The organism is Prosthecobacter sp., from assembly GCF_034366625.1.
GTDB lineage: Bacteria > Verrucomicrobiota > Verrucomicrobiia > Verrucomicrobiales > Verrucomicrobiaceae > Prosthecobacter.
Genome location: NZ_JAXMIH010000011.1, coordinates 273,862 through 290,623 on the forward strand (window position 1 = coordinate 273,862; position 16,762 = coordinate 290,623).

Annotated in this window: 20 protein-coding genes; 17 read left to right on the forward strand and 3 right to left on the reverse strand. The window is 59.2% G+C overall.

The annotated features are described in order from the left end of the window. Positions 1 to 12: 12 nt before the first annotated feature. Positions 13 to 1,173: a hypothetical protein gene (locus tag U1A53_RS14910; protein ID WP_322282125.1), complete on the reverse strand. Its 1,161-nt coding sequence runs from the start codon at positions 1,171 to 1,173 to the stop codon at positions 13 to 15. Between the two features lie 147 nt (positions 1,174 to 1,320). On the opposite strand from U1A53_RS14910, the gene U1A53_RS14915 reads away from it, so the two are divergent. Both U1A53_RS14915 and U1A53_RS14920 read left to right on the forward strand, forming a co-directional pair. Continuing rightward, positions 1,321 to 1,656, forward strand: coding sequence for a DUF433 domain-containing protein (locus U1A53_RS14915; protein ID WP_322282127.1), 336 nt, complete (start codon positions 1,321 to 1,323; stop codon positions 1,654 to 1,656). Then, positions 1,653 to 1,994: a DUF5615 family PIN-like protein gene (locus U1A53_RS14920; RefSeq protein WP_322282129.1), complete on the forward strand. Its 342-nt coding sequence runs from the start codon at positions 1,653 to 1,655 to the stop codon at positions 1,992 to 1,994. The genes U1A53_RS14915 and U1A53_RS14920 overlap by 4 nt, the downstream gene beginning before the upstream one ends. Positions 1,995 to 2,054: 60 nt before the next feature. On the opposite strand, the gene U1A53_RS14925 is transcribed toward U1A53_RS14920, so the two are convergent. Beyond that, complete coding sequence (locus tag U1A53_RS14925; RefSeq protein WP_322282131.1) at positions 2,055 to 2,828, reverse strand: hypothetical protein; 774 nt, start codon at positions 2,826 to 2,828, stop codon at positions 2,055 to 2,057. Positions 2,829 to 3,302: 474 nt separating this feature from the next. On the opposite strand from U1A53_RS14925, the gene U1A53_RS14930 reads away from it, so the two are divergent. The 5 genes from U1A53_RS14930 (at position 3,303) to U1A53_RS14950 (ending at position 5,553) form a co-directional block, all read left to right on the forward strand. Next, positions 3,303 to 3,461, forward strand: coding sequence for a hypothetical protein (locus tag U1A53_RS14930; RefSeq protein WP_322282132.1), 159 nt, complete (start codon positions 3,303 to 3,305; stop codon positions 3,459 to 3,461). A 162-nt stretch (positions 3,462 to 3,623) separates the two neighbouring features. Further along, positions 3,624 to 3,821 carry a CsbD family protein gene (locus U1A53_RS14935; RefSeq protein ID WP_322282133.1) on the forward strand — a complete coding sequence of 66 codons (198 nt, stop codon included), beginning with the start codon at positions 3,624 to 3,626 and terminating at the stop codon, positions 3,819 to 3,821. Positions 3,822 to 3,922: 101 nt separating this feature from the next. Further along, positions 3,923 to 4,225, forward strand: coding sequence for a hypothetical protein (locus tag U1A53_RS14940; protein WP_322282135.1), 303 nt, complete (start codon positions 3,923 to 3,925; stop codon positions 4,223 to 4,225). 426 nt (positions 4,226 to 4,651) lie between these two features. Then, entirely contained in the window at positions 4,652 to 4,819 is a 168-nt protein-coding gene (locus U1A53_RS14945; RefSeq protein ID WP_322282136.1) for a DUF1328 domain-containing protein, read from the forward strand. 56 nt (positions 4,820 to 4,875) lie between these two features. Then, positions 4,876 to 5,553 (forward strand): response regulator transcription factor, encoded by a 678-nt coding sequence (locus tag U1A53_RS14950; protein WP_322282138.1) that lies wholly within the window; start codon positions 4,876 to 4,878, stop codon positions 5,551 to 5,553. A gap of 32 nt (positions 5,554 to 5,585) precedes the next feature. Here U1A53_RS14950 and U1A53_RS14955 read toward each other — a convergent pair whose 3' ends face one another. Beyond that, entirely contained in the window at positions 5,586 to 6,281 is a 696-nt protein-coding gene (locus U1A53_RS14955) for a response regulator transcription factor (RefSeq protein WP_322282140.1), read from the reverse strand. A gap of 136 nt (positions 6,282 to 6,417) precedes the next feature. On the opposite strand from U1A53_RS14955, the gene U1A53_RS14960 reads away from it, so the two are divergent. The 10 genes from U1A53_RS14960 to U1A53_RS15005 all read left to right on the forward strand — a co-directional run bounded on the left by U1A53_RS14960 (position 6,418) and on the right by U1A53_RS15005 (position 16,607). Beyond that, on the forward strand, positions 6,418 to 6,759 hold the full coding sequence (locus tag U1A53_RS14960; RefSeq protein WP_322282141.1) for a hypothetical protein: 342 nt from the start codon (positions 6,418 to 6,420) through the stop codon (positions 6,757 to 6,759). Between the two features lie 97 nt (positions 6,760 to 6,856). After that, the gene (locus tag U1A53_RS14965) at positions 6,857 to 7,687 is read left to right on the forward strand and encodes a CBS domain-containing protein (protein WP_322282142.1); all 831 of its coding nucleotides are present in this window, start codon (positions 6,857 to 6,859) and stop codon (positions 7,685 to 7,687) included. Further along, positions 7,680 to 8,447, forward strand: a complete 768-nt coding sequence (locus tag U1A53_RS14970; RefSeq protein WP_322282143.1) for an ATP-binding protein — start codon at positions 7,680 to 7,682, stop codon at positions 8,445 to 8,447. Before U1A53_RS14965 ends, U1A53_RS14970 begins: the two co-directional genes overlap by 8 nt. A gap of 182 nt (positions 8,448 to 8,629) precedes the next feature. Then, the gene (locus U1A53_RS14975) at positions 8,630 to 10,792 is read left to right on the forward strand and encodes a glycogen debranching N-terminal domain-containing protein (RefSeq protein WP_322282144.1); all 2,163 of its coding nucleotides are present in this window, start codon (positions 8,630 to 8,632) and stop codon (positions 10,790 to 10,792) included. Between the two features lie 34 nt (positions 10,793 to 10,826). After that, positions 10,827 to 11,858, forward strand: a complete 1,032-nt coding sequence (locus tag U1A53_RS14980) for a glycosyltransferase family 4 protein (RefSeq protein ID WP_322282145.1) — start codon at positions 10,827 to 10,829, stop codon at positions 11,856 to 11,858. Between the two features lie 184 nt (positions 11,859 to 12,042). Beyond that, on the forward strand, positions 12,043 to 14,952 hold the full coding sequence (locus U1A53_RS14985; RefSeq protein WP_322282147.1) for an ATP-binding protein: 2,910 nt from the start codon (positions 12,043 to 12,045) through the stop codon (positions 14,950 to 14,952). Between the two features lie 160 nt (positions 14,953 to 15,112). Continuing rightward, a complete protein-coding gene (locus U1A53_RS14990) occupies positions 15,113 to 15,619 on the forward strand; it encodes a ferritin-like domain-containing protein (RefSeq protein WP_322282149.1) in 507 nt (168 codons plus the stop codon). 70 nt (positions 15,620 to 15,689) lie between these two features. Continuing rightward, positions 15,690 to 15,923, forward strand: coding sequence for a hypothetical protein (locus tag U1A53_RS14995; protein WP_322282151.1), 234 nt, complete (start codon positions 15,690 to 15,692; stop codon positions 15,921 to 15,923). A gap of 144 nt (positions 15,924 to 16,067) precedes the next feature. After that, positions 16,068 to 16,346: a DUF2934 domain-containing protein gene (locus tag U1A53_RS15000; RefSeq protein WP_322282152.1), complete on the forward strand. Its 279-nt coding sequence runs from the start codon at positions 16,068 to 16,070 to the stop codon at positions 16,344 to 16,346. Between the two features lie 63 nt (positions 16,347 to 16,409). Next, entirely contained in the window at positions 16,410 to 16,607 is a 198-nt protein-coding gene (locus U1A53_RS15005) for a hypothetical protein (protein WP_322282154.1), read from the forward strand. Positions 16,608 to 16,762 lie beyond the last annotated feature (155 nt).

The following is a 16,762-nucleotide window of genomic DNA, read 5'->3' on the forward strand; positions in this document are numbered from 1 at the left end:
AAGTGCCCCGGCTCAGGGTGCCACCGCCGGTTTCGGCAGTGATTTCAGCCATTCGGCGACGAATCGCAGAACTTCCTCTCGTTGTCTGAAAAACAAAAAGTGATCGTCCTCGGCAAACGGGTGGGTCGTGACGCTCAGACCGCCTGCTCTCAGTTTCTCGGCGTAGCTGGAAACATAATCCCAAGGCACGCGGTCATCGTTGCCGCCGGAAAGGATGAGCACAGGGCGTTGTTTCAAGCGTGCGGCGAGTTCCGCAGGTTTGATTCGGTTGTGAAACACACCGGACAGGAAAATCAGCGACCGAAACTGCGGTCCCGGCTGCGACTCGGCCAGACACACGCCCTTGCCGCCATTCGAGAGGCCCATGAGATGGATTTGATCTGGATCAATCGCCGCATGCTTGCCCGCGTCGGCAATGGCAAGGGTGATCGCTTCGTAGGCCCCGCGCTTTTCCCAGTTCCCCATGCCAAACGTGGGTGCGATGACGGTACAGCCAGTCTCATCGGCCACCTTCGACAGCAGCCACAGATACACTTTGAAGTTGCCGCCGCTGCCATGCAAAAAGACAAGCGTCGGCGTGGGTTTGGCGCGATCCACACTTGCCGGAATGTAGTGGAAGTAATGCCCGTCGCGAAACTCCTCGAAGCTCATCTCGCGATAGATCGCCGGAAGCGCCGAGCCGATGGCGATGAACTCGGGATCAGCATTCATCTCGGCATACAACGTGTCCGTCATGGCGGACAACTCGGTTCGTTGCTTGCGCGTGAACAAGGGATCAAAGGCCACTGCCACCGCATAGCCGAGGTGAATCTGATCGACCTCCGGCAGCAGGCTGCCGATGGACCAGGGAACGTGTCGCCCGTCACTTTTCGAGTAGCGCGTGTGAACCCTCGCGCCCTCTGCCGTGCGGCCATCGGGTGACTGCCAGTCCACCACGGCAAATCCGGCGATGCTCGCCAGCAGCAGGCTTTTTCCCATTCGCCCTTGGAGCAGCGATTCCCGCTCATGGCCGACGCACCACATCAGCGGCCCGAGACCGATCATGCCGACGGACGAACTCAATAATATGCCCTGCCAGGTCACCGTGCAGCACAGGCCGAAAACCGCCATTGGCACCAGGATCAGCGCCAGCAGCAGAACGAAGGCTTTCAGGAGGACGAGCGGCGAGGACATGCCGTCATGCAATCCGGCAGACACGGAATGACAACGAGTTCTTTCCGCAGGTGCATTGAGTTTGGCTTCCGAACTCAGAGTTCATGGCCAGTTCTCCAACTGAGAAAAAGCATTTTCGCCACCAACGGCCTGTGATAGGCTTGGCACATGATTGCCACTTTTGATGATCTCCGTGACGCTGTGCTGCATCTCCCCAAGGGGGACCAGATGCGCATTCTCTCGGTGGTGGCGATGGAGGTGGCGGATGCGCATCCGGGGATCGATTTTCAAGACAACGTTTGTGGCGGCGCGGCCCGCATCATCCGTACGCGCATCCCCGTCTGGCTGCTGGAGTCGCTGCGTCGGCAGGGAAAGACGGATGCCGAGCTGCTGGCGGCCTATCCCACGTTGAACGCGGAAGATCTCACCAATGCCTGGAACTACGCCCGTTCCCATCGCGAGGAGATGGATCGTGAAATCGCGGCGAATGGCGATGAGTCATGATCGCGCGGTTGTATTCCAACGAGAACTTTCCTCTGCCCGTGGTCGAGGAACTTCGCCGTTTGGGGCACGACGTGCTCACCACCCGCGATGCGGGCAAATCAAATGAGGGCATCCCGGATGACGAGGTGCTGCGTTTCGCCAAAGAGAATGGCCGTGCTGTCATCACCCACAACCGCCAGGACTTCATCCGTCTGCATCGCCAGAGTCCCGGCCATGCCGGGATCATCGTCTGTACCGACAACCCCGACTTTCCCGCCCTCGCCGCCAAGGTGCATGCGCAGCTTGAAGCGATGGAGTCGCTGAAAGGCCAATTGGTGCGGGTCAATCGGGGTTCCTGAGTTGATCAAATGCTTCCACCGCAAGAGACGAAACCGCGATAGAAGGGACAGACACTTTTCCTAGTCCCGACAGGCGTGCCCGAGGATTCTCGCCGCCACAACTTTGCCATCCACCAGCAGCGCCTGACCATCGTCGTAGAGTGCCAGGTCGTTGAGATAGCGTCGTTTGAATCTCGCAATGTCCACCTTGGGTTTCCCAGAGGCCGCATCCATACGGCATGCAGCCAGGCCACCTTCACTGTCCAGGTACTCCCAAATCGTGTAGTACAATCCTTCCTTCACAGTGGAGAAGCCGCCGCTCTCCAGTTTGATGGAACTCATCACACAGGCCTCACCATCCCGTCCCCCGACGAGGCGCGTGACGACGGTCTTCTCATCCAAGCTGGCCATTTTCAACTGATGGGTGAGCGCATTCTCTGAGGTGCCGACGAACGCCACCAGCGAGCTTAGCCCGAGTTCCAATTCACCTCCAGCGAACTGCACCAGAAGCCTGCCTGCGCCCTCAGGCTGCTCGTAGAGCAAGCGCTTGTGCGTGGTGATGGATTGCTCAATGGACGCTGGCGCTGGCTTCTGGAGTGGCGGAGGGCTGGGAGTCGCCGTGGCAGCCGTGGTCATGCGCGGCTGCTCTGGAATTGGCTGCACCAGACTCGGCGCGGCAAGGGGGCACACCTCGTATGAGTGGTCTGCGCTTCGACTCAAATACAGCGTCTCGCCGGCGAGCACGCGCCCAGCCCGTGCGGATTTGGAGGTGGTGGACACCAGCGAACATTGGGTCCCCAAGAAGCATGACCCGAGCATGAACCAGCCTTTGAATTCAGACACGGTGGATTTCATGCGCCACAGCGTATCGGAAGCCGTGATTTTTGGCAATAGGCTTGGAAAAGTGAGAAATGGCCAAAGAAAGCTTCCCGTCATTGCAAGAAAGGGGCTGGAGTTCGATTCTTGACAAAAGCCCTGCAGTCACGAATCGACTCCCGACCCTTTCTTGCGAATAAGGGCCGCCTTGGCGGGAAAAGGAACTTCTCTCCTCCCATAGGTTTCCCCAATGCACACGGCCATCCGCCTCAGCCAAGGTTGGACTCGATCAATCCTACGGCTGGCTCAATCAATCCATGGGCTGGCTCGTTCAATCCTACGGCTGGCTCAATCAACCCAAGGGCTGGCTCGATCAATCCGACGACTGGCTCAATCAACCCAAGGGCTGACGGAGCCGACACGGCGCAAAAACGTGATTTTCAGAGTTCTGCCTGCCTCGCCGGGCCGCAGGGCATCCAGGGCGAGCAAGGACTGCCCGGCGCCCCCGGTGAGGTGTCGCTCCAGCAGCTCACGGACGCCGTGGCCACCTCCAGCAGCAACAGCAACAACGTGGCCACGCTCGGGATGACGGTGAGCGATCCGCCGACGCAGGGCGAGATGCAGCAGATCGCGGACAAGATGAATGAGCTGATCGTGATGCTGCGGAGGTAGGGAGGGCGCTGCGCCGTTGACGGTAGTTTTCAAAACCATCGTCAACCACTCTGCCCTTCTCCCCTATTCCCAAACGAGGCATTGCCCTGACAATGGAAGGAGCGCCAGGAACGAATTCCACCGCCGCCATAAGGCGATAAAAAACATCCACCTCAAACTGATATGACTGCAACACAAACCAAAGGCAATTGGAACATCGTGAAGGGCAAGCTTAAACAAAAATGGGCCAGCCTGACCGATGACGATCTCACGTATGTGGAAGGAAAAACGGACGAGCTCATCGGCCGCATCCAGAAACGCACCGGGGAAACCCGGGAGGAGATCAAACGCTACATGCAGGAAGACTGTGACTGCGATTGACCGCCCGCAGCGGGCCGGCATGGGACAGTGGTCGCATGCCGGCCCCCTTTGCGTCCGACGCGCCGTGTTCCAGTGCTGCTAAATCACCCCCCCTCAAACCCATGCCACGCGGAGACAAATCCAGCTACACTGACAAGCAGAAGCGTCAGGCGGAGCACATCGAAGAAGGCTACGAAAAGCGCGGCGTGTCCAAGCCAGAAGCCGAGGCGCGCGCCTGGGCCACCGTCAATAAATCTTCGGGCGGCGGCAGGAAAAGCGGCTCCGGGCGCGGCAAGCCTGAGAACAAAGCACCGTTCCGCAAAGGCGGCCGCCTGGGCGGCAAGGCGGCGGCAGCGCGACCTGCGGCGCAACGCTCCGCCTCAGCACGCAAAGCCGCGGCCACCCGCCAACGGCGTGCCGGGTAGCGCAACGGCGGCGGTAGCAGGCCGGACCGCGAACTGCGAACAACCGCGAACAACGATCCCGGAATGCGGACTCACGTCCGCAGCTACCGGGCGAACAGCGAACCGCGCCGTCAGCGCCCTCACGCGGCCAAAAAAAATCACGGAACATACAACCGCACGGATGACGAGCGGCGATGTAAGGGTGGTCAACGACTTGATCTCGCTTTTCACAGAGAGAGAAACAATGACCCGATGACCAAGGCGTGGGGTTTTCACCAACTTCACGCCTTCTTTGTGTCTCCGGCTTCGATGAATACATGGTCAAGCCGGTGCATCTCGCCCAACTCGATAACTGGCTGAAAAGCCACCCCGTGAAGTGACGCCAGGCAAGGAGACACAGCCGGTTGCCGCCCGGCGTGCGAAGTACGGGAAACAGAAAGGCCCATCATGCTATCCTATACTCTGACATTTCTCATCATCGCGATCCTTGCCGGCGCGCTTGGGTTTAGCGGCGTCGCGGGCACTGCGGCATGGATCGCGCACGTTTGTTTCGTGTTGTTTCTCGTCTTGTTCCTGGTGTCGCTCATTTCAGGCCGCCGTCCGCCTGCCATGTGAGTCAATACCCGGTGGCAGGCCTTGTCTGCGGCTAAACAGCACGCCCCATCTTTCCTATGAATTCGATCACCGTGCTGCTCTCTGAAGATCACATGATTCTGCGTGAGGGCCTGCGTGCGCTGCTGGCGGGCGAGCGGGACATCCAGATTGTCGGTGAAGCCGCCAACGGACGTCAGGCCGTGGAACTATGCCAGCATCTGCAGCCTCACATTGTGGTGATGGACATCCGTATGCCGCTGCTCAACGGGCTGGAAGCGACCCGGCAAATCCGCCGGGCATTGCCTGCCACCAAGATCCTCATTTTATCGGCATCCAGCGATCCCCTCCATCTGGAGCAGCTGATGAAGCTCAATATCGCGGGGTATCTGCTGAAGCAGTCCGAAGCGGAACTGCTGCCCGCCGCCATTCGGGCAGCGCACAAGGGCGGGACGTATTTTAGCCCCGCCATTGCCAAACATCTGGAACGCCAGGCCAGCAACCATGCCGAACCGGTCCACCACAGTGTCTCCCAGCTCACCTCACGCGAAGCCGAGGTGCTCCAGCTCATCGCGGAAGGCAACGCCAACAAGCAGATGGCAGCAGCGCTGCACATCAGCGTGAAGACGGTGGAAAAACACCGCCAGAACCTGATGGACAAGCTGAACATTCATGACACCGCCGGACTCACCCGCTACGCCATCGACCGGGGCGTCATTGACAGCGAGGTCCGGGTGGCCGTGGCAGATTTGGCTTGAGCGGGACAAGCATCAGCCTGGACAAGGGCGGCTCAGTCTTGCGTCACCGTGACCCATTCGATGGCGAATTTCATCATTTCGTCCGCGTCTTTGAAGCCGAGCTTTTCTTTGATATGCATCCGATGGGTTTCGACGGTCTTCACACTGAGATGCAATGCGTTGGCGATCTCGCGTGTCTTCTTGTCGCGCCCGAACAGTTGCAGCACTTCGAGTTCACGATCGGAGAGCTTGTCCACTGGCGAGCCCATATCACCGTCACTGCCCTGGATGGTCTTAAAAATCAGCTTTTCACTGAACTGCGGACTGACGTAGATGCCGCCGCCGATGATTTTGCGCAGCGCCTCGAGGATGTTTTCCATCGCCTGCTGTTTCATCACATAGCCCTTGGCGCCGGCCCGCAAGGCCCGCAAGGCATAGAGCGATTCATCGTGCATCGAGATGATGAGAATGATGAGCGAGGGCTGCTCAGCGAGCATGTGTTTGATGAGTTCGATCCCATTCGTGCCCGGCATGGAAACATCGAGCAGCACCACCTCGGGCTTGAGCTGTCGCATGGCTTCGAGCGCGAGTTGCGCATTGGCCGCCTCACCACAAACAGCCACATCGCTGAACTGATCCAAAAACTGACAGATGCCATGCCGGAAGACCGGGTGATCGTCCACGACCAGCAGGCGTTTGCTGGCTGTGGTTACAGGAGAACCAGGGGTGGTCTGTGCGTGCGTGCTCATGTTCGCCGGGGCAGCAGCGCCCAACTAATGCTCGTGCCACAACGACATGGCGCATGGTTCATGGATGAATCATTCATTCCCCAAATTTCGTAATTGCCGTGGTGTCTGGCCGTGCTGATTTCAGGGTGTTGCCGTCATGAGCACCACCTTTTCTCACTCCTTGAAGGGCGAAGCTTTTTCAGCGAGGTATTTCAGGCGTCCCCCTGAGCTGACCGGTCAGCATATCCGGTTCATTCTCGGACACGCTATCGGGCTCCCCCGGCTCATGCCTGAGGCCGCGAATGTCGGCAGTGACGCCCCAGACCGCCAACGTGCCGAGATCACGGAGAAATGCCACGGCCAGGCCAACGTCATGGAAAGTTTCGTGGGAGAAGCGCTGCAAACAGTCGCCGATGCGTGGACGATTTTCCGCACTCATGCTTTAAATATCGCGGGAAAGCAGGGGCGCGGTTGCCTGCATCAGCACGTCTGCGAGTAAAAATTGGCCCGCGTGCTCCTTTGGCTGCCGGCATACCGCAGTACATCCAGCCACAGAAGCAGTGCCGATGTATGAGAAACACCGCCAATCCATTTTCATGCCTGAAAAACCCACCCCGGCCGACATCCCGTCCCTGGCCGCCTCCATTCCTTTAAAAGCACTCGCCGCAGTGAGAACCACTGCTTTGCACCCGCATGACAGCGTGGCAACCGCCGGAGCCCGGATGCGTGAGCATGACGCCAGCACCTGGCCGGTCGCAGAAGATCACAAACTGGTGGGCGTGATCGACATGGAGAATCCTGACTGGAATATTGGCAGGCACGGTCACGATCCGAAGACCTCCCAAGTCCGGGAGATCATGAACCGTGAACCGATCTTTTGCCATGAAGATGAAGACTGCACGACCGCGCAACAACTGATGGAAGAACATGACTTGTGCCATCTGCCTGTCGTTGACCAGCAGATGCGTATTGTCGGAATTTTCAGTCGCGACGAAATTCAGGAGAAAGCGGACGCGGTCGTTGTCGCGAAGAGCGGCGCACCGCATTCGGCTCTCCCCACGCGCCTCAAAGCCGGATCACCCGGCCTGGGAGAGGCCAGCCAGATTGAGGTCGAGGACCGCGCCACCGAACTGGCACTGATCGATGGCCGCGAAACCGTCTCAGATGCCGACCTCGCGCAAGCAGCGGCAGAATTGGCAGGCGGCGGCACCACAACGGAAGCGCCTGAGGCTGATCCGGCTCTCGAAGCATTGACCGCCAGGGACGACCCGCCGCCGCAAACCGGTCATCTGGTGGCTGCCGTCCCGCTCCAGGACGAGGATAACATCGCGGAGCAGCTCATTGAAGATGGGCTCGAAGAAGCGGAACATGACAGCCGCGTGGTGGCGGAAAACGAGAAGAAATACAACGGGCATCGTGATGCGTGACAACAACAGGAGCACCGATGCAATCATCCGCCCTGCGGCATTTGAAAAGCTGGGAATTCGTGACAGCATGCAACCTGGGCTTAGTGTAACAATGAGAGACATGGATTCCGCACCCGAAATTCCTTGGACGCGCGTCGCTGAATTTGTGCGGCAGCACACACATGATGTGCGCAACGGGCTGAACAGCCTTGATCTTGAAACGGCGCTCCTGAACGAGCTGGTGGCGGACGGAGAAGCAACGGCAAGCGTTGGACGCATTCGGAAACAGTTGCGTTCGCTCGCGCTGCAATTGCGCGCGCTTTCCGCACTTTTTCAAGACCCGCAGCCGGTCGCTGCTCCCATCCCCGCCCGGGTGCTGCTGCAGATCTGGCGCGAGAAACATGCTGCGCTGCAGGACGTGCTGGAGGTTTGGTGGGTGGATGAACTCGGCGACGAACGGGTGAGCGTGGATGTGGAAATGATGGCGGCGGTTTTTCGCGAACTGCTGACCAATGCGGCTGAGTTTTCAACGGGCGATCCGGTGGCAGTCACCGCCCGGGCAAAGGGCGGCGAAGTGATCTTTGAGCTGAGAGAGCCGAAGAAGGAGGCACTCGATACAAGCGCCTGGGGACAGCCGTTCTCCTCGACGCGACGTGGCGGCTATGGACTGGGCCTGTGGACGGCCCGCCGGATGATGCAGGCAAATGGCGCGACCTTGGTGCAGCGCTACGTCCCCGAAGACAGTTGTCTGATGACGCAGATCATCCTTGCCGTGTTGTGATTGAGACGTGGTGCTGAGAAGTGCTGGCGAACTGGCGCATGCATGCTGTCGGCCCGAATGCACACGACCGCAGCACCCCTGCGATGTGGTTTATCCCGAACAGGATTTTCGCTGCATTGACAGAACCACCTGAGTGTCGTCAGCCGAATGACAATGGCGAGCGCTTCACTGCTCCGATTTCCATGCATACTCATGATACCACAGCAGGAGAAGACCACGAACTGGTGCCAGGCGTGGCAGCAATCACGCGCAGCATCACCCATGCGGTGGTCATCAAGGAAGAGGACATTTTCTTCCTCTCTGAAGCGGACGGCAGCGTGCCGCTCGCTGCGGGGCATGGCTTCGGGCTTTATTACCATGACTGCCGTTTCCTTGGCGGTTACGAGTTCCGCATGGGCGGGAAAAAACCGGAGGCCCTCGTCCGCCATGCCGAGCGCGGCAATGCCGCCGTGTTCGGACTGTCCAACCCCAGTCTGCGGATGGTGGATGGAACGCAACTGCTCAAACATCAGGTCGAGATCAAGTGGTCGCGTGTACTTTCGAGTGAACACCTTGTGCTCAATGACACCCTCATTTTCCACAGCCTGTCACCACGGCCCATCGACACCCAGGTGACGCTGACCTTTCAAGCCGGCTTCGAGGACATCTTCGCGATCCGTGGTCTGTTTCAGAGCCAGCGCGGCCAAATACAGCCTCCCCAGTGGGACGGCAAAACGCTGCGCTTCGATTACGACGGCGCCGATGGCATCAAGCGCTCGCTGACGATTACATTCGATTCCGCTCCGGTTCGAGTCGAAGGCACGTCCGTCAGCTTCGAACTGCATTTGGAACCGAAGGAGTGCTGGCAACTTCGAGCTTCGCTCCGACTGGCTGAATCACCGGCAGACACTGCAGGGACGGCTTCCCAACGACCAGCACAAACTCTCGGCGGCCCGGACACTTGGGGAAAGTTTTACAGCGACAGCCTCATGCTCAATCTCGTGATGGAGCGTTCGCTGCGTGATCTCGACATGCTCAGGAGTCATATCGGCGGCACGGCCTACTTTGCGGCTGGCGTTCCATGGTTTGTCGCGCTGTTTGGTCGCGACAGCATCATCACGGCGCTGCAAACTCTCGCGCTGAATCCGCGCATCGCGGAGGACACCATCCGCCTGCTCGCCCGTTATCAAGGGACGGAGGTCAACCCATGGCGGGAGGAGGAGCCGGGCAAAATTTTGCATGAACTCCGAGTGGGTGAGATGGCGAACCTGAAAGAGATCCCCCACACGCCCTATTACGGCACGGTGGATGCCACGCCGCTCTGGCTCGTCCTGCTGGGGCGGCATGCCGCGTGGACGGGGCGTCTGGATCTATTTTTAGAACTGAAGACGCATGTCGAGGCAGCGCTGAACTGGCTGGATCGCTACGGGGACGTGGATGGCGACGGCTACATCGAATATCAATGCAGGATCGAGAAAGGGCTGACGAATCAAGGCTGGAAGGATTCTGGCGACTGCATTGTCAATGCCGATGGTTCTCTGGCAACACCGCCAATCGCTCTCGTGGAACTCCAGGGCTACGCCTACCAGGCGAAGCTCGAAATGGCCGCACTTTATCACAAAGCAGGCGAACCAGCACGAGCCAGCGCGCTGGAACTGGAGGCACAACGCTTGTTCGACTGGTTCAATCGCGATTTCTGGGTGGCGGAAGGCTACTATGCGCTCGCGCTGCACGAGGGCAAACGACAGGCCGCCGTGCTGTCCTCAAACGCAGGTCACGCACTCTGGTCTGGCATCGCCAGCATGGACAAGGCCCGTCAGACCGCCGGCCACTTGATGTCCCCGGAAATGTTCAATGGCTGGGGCATCCGAACGCTTTCTGCCAAAGAACTCGCCTACAATCCCCTCGGCTATCATCTTGGCACGGTCTGGCCACACGACAATGCTCTCATCGCGGATGGCTTCAGGCGCTATGGGTGCGATGAGGCTGCTTTGCGCGTGTTTAGCGGCATGATGGACGCGACCATGCACTTCGACGACCACCGGCTGCCGGAGTTGTTTGGCGGCTTTCACCGCGAGGACTATGGCGTGCCGGTGCATTATCCGGTGGCCTGCCAGCCACAGGCATGGGCGGCAGGCACGTTCCCATACCTGCTGACCACCCTGCTGGGTCTGCAGCCACAGGGATTCGACAAGCGCCTCAAAGTGGTGCGACCGGTCCTGCCTGAACATATCAAGCATGTGGAACTGCGTGGCATTCAGGTGGGCACGGCACGGGCGGATCTGCTCTTCGAGAACGATGGCAAGGCCATCCATGTGAAGGTTCTCAAACTCGAAGGAGAACTGGGTGTCGCCGTCGAGTTGTGACAACCAATCCATTCCTCTGCTGCGAAATTCAGGCATGCGCATTGCCCAAGTCAGCCCGTTGTATGAAAGCGTGCCTCCCCATGGTTACGGCGGCACGGAACGTGTCGTATCCTATCTCACGGAGGAACTGGTTCGGCTCGGCCATGACGTCACGTTGTTTGCGAGTGGCGATTCGGTGACACAGGCGCGGTTGGTGCCGTGCTGTCCCCGGTCTTTGCGCCTTGATGCGCAATGCGTCGATTCCCTGCCCCACCATTTCCTGATGCTGGAACGCGTGTTTGCTGCGGCAGACAGCTTTGATGTGATCCATTTTCACGTGGACTACCTTCACTTCCCGCTTTCCAGGCGTTGTGCCGCCCGCCACGTCACCACGCTGCATGGCCGGCTCGATCTGCCCGACCTGCCGCCGCTCTACCGCGAGTTCCATGACATGCCGCTGGTCTCCATCTCGGATGATCAAAGAAAGCCGCTCCCACACGCGAACTGGGTGACTACGATCCACCACGGCATGCCGGTCGATTTTTTCGAGCATCACGATGTGAGCGATGGCTACCTCGCTTTCCTGGGGCGCATTTCGCCCGAAAAACGCGCAGATCATGCCATCGAGATTGCCAAACGAACGGGCATCCCGCTGAAGATAGCGGCGAAGGTTGACAAAGCAGACCAGCAGTATTTCGAGCAAGTCATCAAGCCGCTCCTCGACCATCCCCTGATTGATTTCGTCGGCGAAGTTCAGAACGACGCCAAGAATGTCCTGCTGGGCGGCGCACGCGCCTTGCTGTTCCCGATTGACTGGCCGGAGCCTTTCGGCCTCGTCATGATCGAGGCGATGGCCTGCGGCACTCCGGTAATCGCCTTGCGCCGTGGTTCCGTACCCGAAGTAATCACCGATGGAGTGACCGGCTTCATTGTGGATGATCTGAATGAAGCCGTAGCAGCCGTGGGCAAACTGCCAGCCTTGAGTCGTAGCCGCTGCCGGGAAGAATTCGAGCGGCGCTTCTCTTCAACGCGCATGACGGAAGATTACGTGAACCTGTATAGACGGCTGTGCGAGCGCCCCGTCTAACCGGTCATGTCATGGCTGCATGGATTTGCCATCGTGAGCACAACATCTGCGCAAAGCGGTTTCTCCCGCGGCGTTGTTTGGTTGCGCAGCCCGTTCCAAGGCTCGAACATCCGCCAGCCCTGAATTCCTATGAGGCTGCGGTGCTCGCCGGTGCCGTGGACTTATGCCTTGTTTCCACAACGCCATGAAACATTCGCCGCTCCAATCCGCCATCCTCGCCGCTATTTTCGCGCTGCTCGCCGCGGGCATCTATCTCTCACGAGAAATGGGTGGTGGTGATTTCTTCATGCCCCATTCGCATTGCTATTTGTTCAACCAGCAGTTGATGACACTGCATGGCGGGGCGGATCTGCTCATCGGCCTTGCCTATGTGGCCATCTCGACAACGCTGGTCTGGCTGGTCTATCGTGCGCGGCGTGAACTGCCGTTTCATTGGATCATGATCGCTTTCGCGATCTTCATCGTGGCCTGTGGCGCGACGCACTTCATGGAAGTGTGGACACTCACTGCGGAACATCCCCGCTACTGGCTTTCTGGCTGGGTAAAGCTCGTCACCGCGATCGCGTCCGTGACGACGGCGGTGGTCCTACCGCCATTGATCCCGCACATTCTCAGGCTGATGCAAACCGCACGCCTGTCCGCAGAACGAGGTGTGAAACTGGAGCGTGCTTACAGCGAATTGAACGAACTTTACACCAAGGTGACGCAGCTTGACCAGCTCAAGACGAACTTCTTCGCCAACGTCAGCCACGAATTGCGCACACCGCTTGCGCTGATCTTCGCCCCGGTCGAACGGCTGCTCCAGACGACCAAGGACCAGGCGGCGCGGCATGAGCTGACCGTGGTGCGCCGCAACGCCCTCCTCCTGCACAAACACGTCAATGACCTGCTCGACGTGTCGAAGCTGGAAGTCGGCAAGCTGGATCTGCACTACTCACGGCTCGACCTGGCGGCCATGGCCCGGGCCATGGCGAACATCTTCGAGTCCGTCGTAAGCGAACGGGGCATCCGCGTCGAACTCCAAGTACCGGGCGAGGTCGTCGCGGAAGTGGATGGCGACAAGGTGCAGCGCGTGTTCATGAACCTGCTTTCGAATGCATTCAAATATGCACCCAACGACAGCGCGGTGCGCCTGGCACTCACCGAGGACGGCGACCATCTCACGCTCACCGTGGAGGACGCCGGTCCGGGAGTGCCGCCGGATTTCCGCGAGAGCATCTTCGAGCGTTTCCAGCAAGGAGATCGCGAGACCCAGCGGCGCTATGGCGGCACCGGCCTCGGACTTTCCATCGTGAAGGAGTTTGTCGAAATGCATGGCGGTTCGATCACCGTCGGCGAGAGCGCCACGGGGGGCGCGCAGTTCCAGGTGCGCCTGCCACGCCGCGCCCCAGATGGAGTGGAGATCCACACCTCGCCCTGGACCGGCACCGATGCGGTGCTCCAGCGGCTTGCGAACGCTCCAGCCACCGGCCGCACAGAGAACGCGCAGCTTCCAGTTCAGACCGTGGAGGCGGACCGGCCAGACGTGCTCGTCGTCGAGGACAACCAAGACATGCGTGATTTCATCTGCCGCGTTCTTGAGCCCGATGCACAGACCCGCACGGCAGAGAACGGCCGGGCTGCGCTGGAAGCTATCCATGAGCGAGTGCCCGATCTAATCCTCACGGACATGATGATGCCGGTCATGACGGGCGAAGAACTCGTCGCCGCGTTGCGACAAGACGAGAACCTGCGTGACGTGCCGGTGATTCTGCTCACGGCCAAGGCCGACGACGAGATGAAACTCAACCTCCTGATTGAAGGCGCACAGGATTACGTGCTGAAACCTTTTTCCATCGATGAACTCCGCGCCCGTGTGCGCAACCAGCTTCAAACGAAACTCACCCGTGACATGCTGCGCCGCGCCTTGGATACTCGTTCGCATGACCTCGCCGCGATGGTGCGGGAGCTGGCCGCTGCCAAGACTGCAGCGGTGGCGGCCAATGCTGCCAAGGACGATTTCCTGGCGGTGCTCAGCCACGAACTGCGCACCCCGTTGACACCAGCCCTCGCCGCCGCCTCCGCCCTGATGAACGAGGCTGCCGACGCCACGGAAGTCCGCGAATCGCTCGCGATCATTCGTCGCAACATCGAACTGGAGGCCCGGCTGGTGGATGATCTCCTCGATGTCACCCGCATCACCCAGGGCAAGCTCCGCATCCACTCCACACCGGCCGATCTGCATACCATTCTGCGCGATGCCCTCGCGATGGTAAATCCTTCCCTGCGTGAAAAACAGATCACCGCCGTCGTGGATCTGGCAAAGGACCATCTGTTGATTCGCGGCGATGCCGCGCGCCTCACCCAGGTGTTTTCCAACCTCCTTGGCAACGCCGCAAAATTCACGCCTGCAGGCGGACAGGTGACGATCCGCAGCACGCTGACGGGTGAAAAGATAAGCATCGAGATAGAGGACACCGGCATCGGTATCGCGCCGGAGTTACTACCGCAAATCTTCGATCCCTTCCGCCAGGGACACGTTGACACGACGCGACGTTTCGGCGGGCTGGGACTGGGATTAAGTGTGGCGAAGGGTTTGGTCGAAGCGCATCGCGGCACGATTAACGTGCGCAGCGCCGGGTATAAACAGGGCGCAACGTTCACCGTCGAGTTTCCTGCGCTTGCTGCCGGAAGCTCGACGGTGAATGCGCCGGCTTCGGCCAGCGGTGGATCAGCGGCACCAGTTCGGTCCTTGCGAGTGTTGCTTGTCGAGGATCACGAAGACACGCGCCAGATTCTCCACCGGTTGATGACGCGCTGGGGCCACACCGTCACCACCGCGAGCACCGTGGCGCAAGCCAGCCGTGCGCTGGCGTCGGATACATTCGATCTGCTGCTGAGCGACATTGGACTGCCCGACGGCTCCGGTCTTGAAGTGATCGCAGCCCTGCGGGAAAGATCCGACATTCCGGCGGTCGCGATGAGCGGTTATGGCATGGAAGCTGATATTGCGCGCGCACATGCCGCAGGGTTCACCGAGCACATCGTCAAACCCGTCACCGCCGATGCGTTGCGCAAAATGCTCACCCGGTTTTCCGCCCAACCAGAGACGTAGGATCTCCAGCAGAGCCAGCTAGTGGACGTGTTGAGACCCTGCTCAGGGACACTCCTTAAGGTCGTATGAGGCGCAAAATAATGCCGTGACCACACGACCAAAGGCACCTGCCGTGCCGAAATTCGGGGGCAACGACACCACCCCCACCACTACTATCATCATGAAACTCCAAACACTCCAGGACCTGCTTGTCCATGAACTCAAAGACCTCTACAGCGCCGAGACACAGCTCGTGAAAGCCCTGCCAAAAATGGTGCAGGCCGCCACGAATGACGCGCTCAAGGCTGGCTTTGCAGAACATCTCGAAGAGACCAAGAATCACGTCGTCCGACTCGATCAAATCGCCAGATCCTTCGATTGCAAGCTCACCGGACATCGGTGCAAGGCAATGGAGGGGCTGATCGAGGAAGGCGGAGAACTCATCAGCGAAGATGCCGAAGACACGGTGCGTGATGCCGGGCTGATCGGAGCAGCACAGCGTGTGGAACACTACGAGATCGCCGGCTACGGCACTGCCCGCGCACTCGCGGAATGTCTCGGCTTCGACGAGGCTGTGCGATTGCTCAGCGAGACGCTCGATGAAGAGAAGGCGACTGACGAGAAGCTCACCGAGCTCGCCGAAAATACGATCAACGTCGAAGCCGCTGAAACGGCCATGGCCGAATAAACATGAATCAGGGCGCGGGCAGGATGTGATGAGCGAGTCACGCTGCCCGCGCCGCAATCCACTTCCAGCCATGCCTAAATGCGAAACCTGCGGCAACGAATATGACAAGGCGTTCGTTGTGGTGATGAACGGCCGATCCTACGTCTTCGACAGCTTCGAGTGCGCGATCCAGCGCCTCGCACCTGCCTGTGAACACTGCCAGTGCCGTATCATCGGCCATGGGGTCGAATCAGGCGGGACAATGTATTGTTGCGCGCACTGCGCAGAGCAGAGCGGCGGAACCACTCTCCGCGACCGTGAATAGAACTCCCTGGTTCTACTGACTCGGGTGTTCGCCACTGCAATCCAGTGCCCCGACAGATTCGATGCATTGCCCCGAGCTGGCAATCAGGCGCGCACCTGATTGTCGCGCTTCAAACCTCATTTCATAATCTGGCAACAAACCACCATGAAGACAAGAACTACAGCCAGGGCAGCTGACGCAAAAAAAGCGTACGCGTCCCAAAAGAAAGCCCCCAACCAAAAGGCCATCATGAGCGTGGTGATGAACACCCATGATGAAAATAGTGTCGCGACGGAATCCCTTCCACGGGTGGAAGAGATCGCCTCGCGTGCGTACAAGATATGGCAGGAGCAAGGCTGTCCAGAAGGATGTGATGAGATGAACTGGCAGCTCGCCGAGAAAGAACTTCTAAGTGCGGCTCCCGGAGGTTCTAGAGCTTGGTGAAGCGGGCCGCTTTGCCCCAACAACCGACTGCATTTCACCCATAACCACTTCACCACCACCGCCATGTCCACACTCATGCATAAAGCGACAGCACTCACTGAAGAAGCCGTGACCAAGAATTACCTGAAGTGGCTTGATGATGATGCATCAGCAGAAGGCAATGAGCAGCAGAACGACCCGCATCTTCAAGAAGACAAACCCATTGAGCCACCAGATGATGATATTCTGTACTTTGAATCTTATTGGCTGCGGACTCAATGAAAGCCACCACGAAAAGCCAATTTTTTATGTCAACCCATCATCAGCCTCAACCCTGCTCATGGGGGTGTCCATGGAACGGCACAAAGATGTGTGCCCAGTGCCTGTTGAATTCCCAGTCTCTCGCCGATCGCCGGGTGACTCTGGGTGTCCTGTGC

Bases quoted from the DNA above. Each gene is read 5' to 3' on its own strand.
- U1A53_RS14910 (WP_322282125.1), bottom strand. From the start codon at position 1,173: ATGTCCTCGCCGCTCGTCCTCCTGAAAGCCTTCGTTCTGCTGCTGGCG.
- U1A53_RS14915 (WP_322282127.1), top strand. From the start codon at position 1,321: ATGATTGCCACTTTTGATGATCTCCGTGACGCTGTGCTGCATCTCCCC.
- U1A53_RS14920 (WP_322282129.1), top strand. From the start codon at position 1,653: ATGATCGCGCGGTTGTATTCCAACGAGAACTTTCCTCTGCCCGTGGTC.
- U1A53_RS14925 (WP_322282131.1), bottom strand. From the start codon at position 2,828: ATGAAATCCACCGTGTCTGAATTCAAAGGCTGGTTCATGCTCGGGTCA.
- U1A53_RS14935 (WP_322282133.1), top strand. From the start codon at position 3,624: ATGACTGCAACACAAACCAAAGGCAATTGGAACATCGTGAAGGGCAAG.
- U1A53_RS14940 (WP_322282135.1), top strand. From the start codon at position 3,923: ATGCCACGCGGAGACAAATCCAGCTACACTGACAAGCAGAAGCGTCAG.
- U1A53_RS14945 (WP_322282136.1), top strand. From the start codon at position 4,652: ATGCTATCCTATACTCTGACATTTCTCATCATCGCGATCCTTGCCGGC.
- U1A53_RS14950 (WP_322282138.1), top strand. From the start codon at position 4,876: ATGAATTCGATCACCGTGCTGCTCTCTGAAGATCACATGATTCTGCGT.
- U1A53_RS14955 (WP_322282140.1), bottom strand. From the start codon at position 6,281: ATGAGCACGCACGCACAGACCACCCCTGGTTCTCCTGTAACCACAGCC.
- U1A53_RS14960 (WP_322282141.1), top strand. From the start codon at position 6,418: ATGAGCACCACCTTTTCTCACTCCTTGAAGGGCGAAGCTTTTTCAGCG.
- U1A53_RS14965 (WP_322282142.1), top strand. From the start codon at position 6,857: ATGCCTGAAAAACCCACCCCGGCCGACATCCCGTCCCTGGCCGCCTCC.
- U1A53_RS14970 (WP_322282143.1), top strand. From the start codon at position 7,680: ATGCGTGACAACAACAGGAGCACCGATGCAATCATCCGCCCTGCGGCA.
- U1A53_RS14975 (WP_322282144.1), top strand. From the start codon at position 8,630: ATGCATACTCATGATACCACAGCAGGAGAAGACCACGAACTGGTGCCA.
- U1A53_RS14980 (WP_322282145.1), top strand. From the start codon at position 10,827: ATGCGCATTGCCCAAGTCAGCCCGTTGTATGAAAGCGTGCCTCCCCAT.
- U1A53_RS14985 (WP_322282147.1), top strand. From the start codon at position 12,043: ATGAAACATTCGCCGCTCCAATCCGCCATCCTCGCCGCTATTTTCGCG.
- U1A53_RS14990 (WP_322282149.1), top strand. From the start codon at position 15,113: ATGAAACTCCAAACACTCCAGGACCTGCTTGTCCATGAACTCAAAGAC.
- U1A53_RS14995 (WP_322282151.1), top strand. From the start codon at position 15,690: ATGCCTAAATGCGAAACCTGCGGCAACGAATATGACAAGGCGTTCGTT.
- U1A53_RS15000 (WP_322282152.1), top strand. From the start codon at position 16,068: ATGAAGACAAGAACTACAGCCAGGGCAGCTGACGCAAAAAAAGCGTAC.
- U1A53_RS15005 (WP_322282154.1), top strand. From the start codon at position 16,410: ATGTCCACACTCATGCATAAAGCGACAGCACTCACTGAAGAAGCCGTG.